6 protein-coding genes are annotated in these 5,808 nt (G+C 73.2%); 3 read left to right on the top strand and 3 right to left on the bottom strand.

What is annotated here, in order from left to right:
* Positions 1–128 precede the first annotated feature (128 nt).
* Positions 129–371: a mycoredoxin gene (locus NCC78_RS26490; protein WP_250797869.1), complete on the bottom strand. Its 243-nt coding sequence runs from the start codon at positions 369–371 to the stop codon at positions 129–131.
* Between the two features lie 91 nt (positions 372–462).
* Here NCC78_RS26490 and NCC78_RS26495 point away from each other — a divergent pair, with 91 nt between their 5' ends.
* The 3 genes from NCC78_RS26495 to NCC78_RS26505 all read left to right on the top strand — a co-directional run bounded on the left by NCC78_RS26495 (position 463) and on the right by NCC78_RS26505 (position 3,497).
* Positions 463–2,610 carry an ATP-dependent DNA helicase UvrD2 gene (locus NCC78_RS26495; RefSeq protein ID WP_250797870.1) on the top strand — a complete coding sequence of 716 codons (2,148 nt, stop codon included), beginning with the start codon at positions 463–465 and terminating at the stop codon, positions 2,608–2,610.
* Positions 2,611–2,745: 135 nt separating this feature from the next.
* Positions 2,746–2,997 (top strand): hypothetical protein, encoded by a 252-nt coding sequence (locus NCC78_RS26500; protein ID WP_250797872.1) that lies wholly within the window; start codon positions 2,746–2,748, stop codon positions 2,995–2,997.
* 134 nt (positions 2,998–3,131) lie between these two features.
* Positions 3,132–3,497, top strand: a complete 366-nt coding sequence (locus tag NCC78_RS26505) for a WhiB family transcriptional regulator (RefSeq protein ID WP_250797874.1) — start codon at positions 3,132–3,134, stop codon at positions 3,495–3,497.
* Between the two features lie 364 nt (positions 3,498–3,861).
* Here NCC78_RS26505 and NCC78_RS26510 read toward each other — a convergent pair whose 3' ends face one another.
* Both NCC78_RS26510 and NCC78_RS26515 read right to left on the bottom strand, forming a co-directional pair.
* The gene (locus tag NCC78_RS26510; RefSeq protein WP_250797875.1) at positions 3,862–5,208 is read right to left on the bottom strand and encodes an ABC1 kinase family protein; all 1,347 of its coding nucleotides are present in this window, start codon (positions 5,206–5,208) and stop codon (positions 3,862–3,864) included.
* Positions 5,209–5,344: 136 nt separating this feature from the next.
* The coding region (locus NCC78_RS26515; RefSeq protein WP_250797876.1) for a TOMM precursor leader peptide-binding protein at positions 5,345–5,808 on the bottom strand (464 nt) is incomplete at its 5' end.

Raw genomic sequence — 5,808 nt, forward strand, 5'->3', positions numbered from 1 at the left:
AGCGTGGGGGCGCCGCAACCGGTCCGCCGGCGGCGCGGCCGGTGACCCTGACCGGCGGGCCGGCCCGGGCGGAAAAGCCGAGAGCGGCCGGCCCCGGTGGGGGCGGCCGCTCTCGGCGGTGGCGCTGGTCAGGCGGCCAGGTCGGCCAGGTGCTGCTTGACCTGAATGATCGAGGGGTTGGTCAGGGCGCTGCCGTCGGCGAAGCGCAGCGTCGGGACGGTCTGGTTGCCGCCGTTGACGCTCATCACGAACTCCGCGGCCTTCGTGTCCTGCTCGATGTCGACCACCTCGTACCCGATGCCCTCCCGGTCGAGCTGCGACTTCAGCCGGTGGCAGTAGCCGCACCAGGGGGTGGAATACATCGTCAACATGGTCAGATCCTCCAACGGTCCGCGGGCGGCTTGCCGATCAAGCCAAGGCTAACTGCTGCAACACCGGACGAAGCTGAGACAATCCCTGGCTGTGGAGGTTCACTCAGCGTCCGTACGCGTGCTCGCCGGGCTCGACCCGGAGCAGCGTTCGGCGGTGACCGCCCCAGCCGGCCCGGTCTGCATCCTCGCTGGCGCCGGCACCGGCAAGACCCGGGCCGTCACCTCCCGGATCGCCCATCGGGCGCTCTCCGGGGAGATCTCCGCGCGGCACGTCCTCGCGGTCACCTTCACCGCCCGGGCCGCCGCGGAGATGCGATCCCGGCTCACCGTGCTCGGGGTGCAGGGTGTGCAGGCGCGCACCTTCCACGCGGCCGCGCTGCGCCAGGTGCGCTACTTCGCCCCCCGGCTGCTTCAGGGGCGGGCCATGCCCGAGCTGTTGGACAGCAAGGTCCGGCTGGTCACCCTCGCCGCGGCCAAGGTCGGTCTGCGTACCGACCGGGCGGCCGCGCGGGACCTCGCCGGTGAGATCGAGTGGGCCAAGTCGTCGCTGGTGGAGCCCGCCGAGTACGTGGTCGCCGCGGCCAAGGCGCTGCGGGACACCTCGCACGAGCCGGCCAAGGTCGCCGACGTCTTCGCCGCGTACGAGCGGCTCAAGCGGTCCAACGGCGTCATCGACTTCGAGGACATGCTGCGCGCCGCGGTCTGGGGCATCGAGGAGCACCGCGACGTCGCCGAGCAGGTGCGCGCCCAGTACCGGCACTTCGTGGTCGACGAGTACCAGGACGTCAACCCGCTCCAGCAACGGCTGCTGGAGGCGTGGCTGGGCGGGCGCGACGACCTGACCGTCGTCGGCGACGCCAGCCAGACGATCTACTCCTTCACCGGGGCCACCTCGTCGTACCTGGTCGACTTCCCCCGCCGGCACCGCGGCGCGACGGTGGTCCGGCTGGTCCGCGACTACCGCTCCACCCCGCAGGTCGTCGGGCTGGCCAACGCGGTGATCTCGCAGGCCCGGGGCGCCGAGGCGCGGCTGCGCCTGGAACTGGTCGGCCAGCGCCCGCCCGGCGCGGAACCGGAGCTGCGGATCTTCACCGACGAGCCGGCCGAGGCCAACGCGGTCGCCACGCGTTGCCGCGCGCTGGTCGACGCCGGCACCCCGGCCCGGGAGATCGCCGTGCTGTTCCGCACCAACGCGCAGTCCGAGGCGTACGAGAAGGCGCTGACCGAGGCGCAGGTGCCGTACGTGGTGCAGGGGGCGGAGCGGTTCTTCGAGCGGACGGAGGTGCGCCAGGCGATGGTCGCGCTGCGGGCCGCCACCCGCTCGATCCCGGGCGAGACCCCGCTGCGCACCGCCGTGGTCGAGGCGCTCTCCGCCGTCGGCTGGGCCCCCGACGCCCCCCCGGCCGGCGGCGCCGTGCGGGAGCGCTGGGAGGCGCTCGCCGCCCTGGTCCAGCTCGCCGAGGAGTACGCGGCCACGCCGGAGGTGGTCCCGATCTCCCCCGCCGCCTCGGTCGAGCGCCCGGCCACCCTCGCCGACTTCAACGACGAACTGGCCCGCCGGGCCACCCAGCAGCACGTGCCGACCGTCGACGGGGTGACCCTCGCGTCCCTGCACTCGGCGAAGGGCCTGGAGTGGGACGCGGTCTTCCTGGTCGGACTCTCCGAGGGCACCCTGCCCACCACGTACGCCAGGACGGCCGAGCAGGTGGAGGAGGAGCGGCGGCTGCTCTACGTCGGCATCACCCGCGCCCGGGAATGGCTCTGGCTGTCGTACGCCTCGGCCCGTTCCCCGGGCGGACGGGCCCGGCGGCCGTCACGGTTCCTGCCCCAGCTGGACCGCTCCGGCGGGGCGGAGCGGGCCGGCCCCGGGCCGGCGCGCAAGCCGGAACGCCGGCGGACCCAGATCGTCTCCTGCCGGATCTGCGGCGCCACCCTGCTCGCCGGGCCGGACCGCAAGCTCGGCCGCTGCCCCACCTGCCCGTCGGACATCGACGAGGAGCTGCACGAGCGGCTGTGCGAGTGGCGGCTGCGGGTGGCCGGCGCGCAGAAGGTCCCGGCCTACGTCGTCTTCACCGACGCCACCCTGGTCGCGCTGGCCGAACGACGTCCCGGGCGGTCGGAGGAGCTGATCGCCATCGCCGGCATCGGGCCCCGGAAACTCGGCCTCTACGGCGAGGCGGTGCTGGCGTTGGTGGGTGGTGCGGCGGTCGACGACGTCTGCCCGCAGAAAACTTTCTAAATCTGGCCGTAAATCGTTTGCCCTCGCCCTGCGGCGAGGAATAGCCTCAGGACACACCTCGCGAGCGGCGCCATTCCGGCTGCTCACGGGGGTTGAGACCGAGTCGGCACGAGGAACGTGAGGGAGGTGGCACCCGTGGAGATCTTCACCTATGAGCGTCCGGCGGCGATGCCAGCTGCCTTCGCTCCGCTGTCGACTGTCCGGGTGGCCCTTGCCGCTCGACCGTCGGCTCCGCAGGTGCACCAGGCCCAGGTTCAGGCCGAGCTGAACCTGACCGTCGCGCCCACCGGAGTCGAGCGGACCAGTGGCTTCACGGGCATGGGCATCGGCGTCGCCAAGAAGCGGCTGGATGTCCGCGGCGTTCCACCTCGAGGTAGACCGGTCTGATCACAGACCACCGGCTCACCTCGAGGCCGCGGAACCCGCATACCGGGATCCGCGGCCTCAGTTTTTTTGGCCCCGCCGAAGTATTCGGAATTGCGATCCACGAGATCGAAGTGTGAGAGAGAGGTGACCGGGCGATGAGTCTGGCGTTGGCCCCACTCGACCTGAGCGTCGAGCTGGAGGCGAACCTGCCCTGCCGGAAGTTCGACCCCGACCTGTGGTTCTCCGACTCGCCCGCCGAGCTCGAGCTGGCCAAGTCGCTCTGCGGGGACTGCCCGCTGCGCGTCGAGTGCCTGGCCGGGGCGGTGGAGCGGGCCGAGCCCTGGGGCGTCTGGGGCGGCGAGATCTTCGAGCGTGGCGCGGTCGTCCCGCGCAAGCGGCCCCGTGGCCGTCCGCGCAAGGAGGACCTGGCCCGCGACGCGGCGCTCCGGGTCGAGGCCGAGGCGCGACTGGCGGCCAGTGGGCTGTCCGAGTCGCGCAACGCGGTCCGGCTGGCGGCCTGACATGTTCCCGATCCGTACCAACCACGCCGGTGTCACACCGGCACAGAGAGAGCTGACGACCATGCTGCACGTTCCGAACGGAGCTTTCGAGATGCAACTACTCCACGAAGCGTTGTCCCGGGCTCGAATGCGCCGGCCTCAGGCCGGTCGTCCCACCACGAGCACTGAGGCAACCCGTTCCGCCCGTACCGTCGCGATGAACAGCCGTACCCGATCGGCTCGTGACCTGGGCGTTCTCTAGATCGCACACATCGCGGGGGGCGGCGGCCGGAATCGGCCGCGCCCCCCGCGGCGCATGTCGCCCGGAACTCTCCCGGCACCGACCTCCGTCGTCGCCCCTACTCGCCGTCGCGGGCGGGGCGGATCAGGGCACCGGGGCGAAGCCGGGCAGCCAGCGCTCCAGGATGCCCCGGTACGGCGCCTTCGCCTCCAGTTGGCAGAGCACGCCGATCGAACCCAGCGTCACCCGGTGGATGAGCAGGTACGACGGCGGCAGGTTGAGCTGCCGGCTCAACTGGTAGGCGGGGGAGCGAGGGCTCGCCAGCCGGGCCGCCTCGCCGCGCAGCCAGGCCCGGGTGAACCGGAACTCCTCAGCCGCGATCGGTTCCAGCATCGGACGGAGGAAGTCGAGCACCGCCGGGGCATCGACCGGCTCGGTGGGGCTGACGAAACCCTCCTCCCGCAGGCCCGCCACCACCTCGTCCGCGTCGCCGCGCAGTGCCAGCGCGGCGATCCGGCCGATCGGCTCGGGCGTGCCCTCCGGCATCCGGGCCACCGCCCCGAAGTCGATCACGCCCAGCCGGCCGTCCGGCAGCAGCCGGAAGTTGCCGGGGTGCGGGTCGGCGTGCAGCAGCCCGGCCCGCATCGGCGCCGAGAGGTGCAGGGTGGCCATCAGGCGACCGGCCTCGTCGCGCTGCTCCTCGGTGCCCTCGCGGATGATGTCCGCGAGCGGGATGCCCTCGACCCACTCGGTGATCAGGACCCGGGGCGACGCGGAGAGCACCGCCGGGACGTAGATCTCCGGGTCGCCGGCGTACGCGGCGGCGAAGGCGCGCTGCGACTCGGCCTCCAGCTCGTAGTCGAGTTCCTCGGTGATCCGTTCGCGGAGTTCGACCAGCAGGGGCTTCACGTCCAGGCCGGGCTGGATCGCCCGGAACATCCCGCCGAGCCGGGAGAGCTGCTTGAGGTCGGCGAGCAGGGCCTCGCCCGCGCCCGGGTACTGGATCTTGACGGCGACGTCCCGGGTGTTCGGCGCGCCGGAGGGGCCGTAACCCGGCTCCCGCCACACCGCGCGGTGCACCTGGCCGATGCTGGCGGCGGCGGCCGGGGTGTCGTTGAACTCCACGAACCGGTCCCGCCAGTCCGGGCCGATCTGCTCGGTGAGCACCTTGTGCACGCTCGCCACGGGCAGCGGCGGCGCCGCCTCCTGGAGCTTGGTCAGCGCCTGCCGATAGGGGGCGGCGATCTCCTCGGGCAGGGCCGCCTCGAAGACCGACAGCGCCTGCCCGAACTTCATGGCACCGCCCTTGAGCTGGCCCAACACGCTGAAGAGCTGCTCGGCGGTGCGCTGCTGGATCTCCGCGGAGATCACGTCCGAGGCCATTCCGGTGACGCGCTTACCCATGCCGAGGACGGTCCGACCGGCGAAGCCGAGCGGCAGAGCGGCGAGCTTGGCGGTCCGGGACACGGCCCGGCGCGGGATGTCGGTCACCCGGTCATTGTTACCGACTCGGAGGCCCCGCTGCTGCTCTGCCGCCGGGCTCGGTGCCATCACCCGCTCGGAAGGCGCGCCGGGGCGGTCACCGCCGTCCCCGACCGGCGGTCGTCACCGCCGCCATGGCACCTGGTCAACGCCGCCGTCGGGAGCATCCGCACGCCGGGTGCGGGGGCCAGACCCGGCGGCGGAACCGGCCCGCCCCGGCGACCTCCACGGCGCAGCCGAGGGTCTCCGGGGTGCCCCCGTCGAGGTGGGCCAGCGCCTCCGCGACCGCGTACGCCACGGCGGCGAGAAGCGTCGTGGCCGTGCACGCCTGCTCCGCGGCGTCGGTCGCGAGCTGGGCGGCCAGCGCCGGCCAGTCCGGGTCGCGGTCCGTACGGTGCAGGTCGAGGCAGTTCAGGCAGGGACCGACGGGTGGGCGTACCAGCGGCCCGACCACCGGCACGCCCTCCCGGAGGCCGATCAGCAGGTGCGCCTGGCGGCGCTGGGCGTGGGCGGCGGCCAGCAGGGCGGCCGGCCGGTCCGCACCGAGCTGGATCACCAGGTCGACCCGGCCGCGCCGGAGCGGCCCGGTGGCGGTGCCGGGAGCGGCGC

It is taken from the genome of Micromonospora phytophila, assembly GCF_023656545.1.
In the GTDB taxonomy this organism is placed as follows: domain Bacteria; phylum Actinomycetota; class Actinomycetes; order Mycobacteriales; family Micromonosporaceae; genus Micromonospora; species Micromonospora phytophila.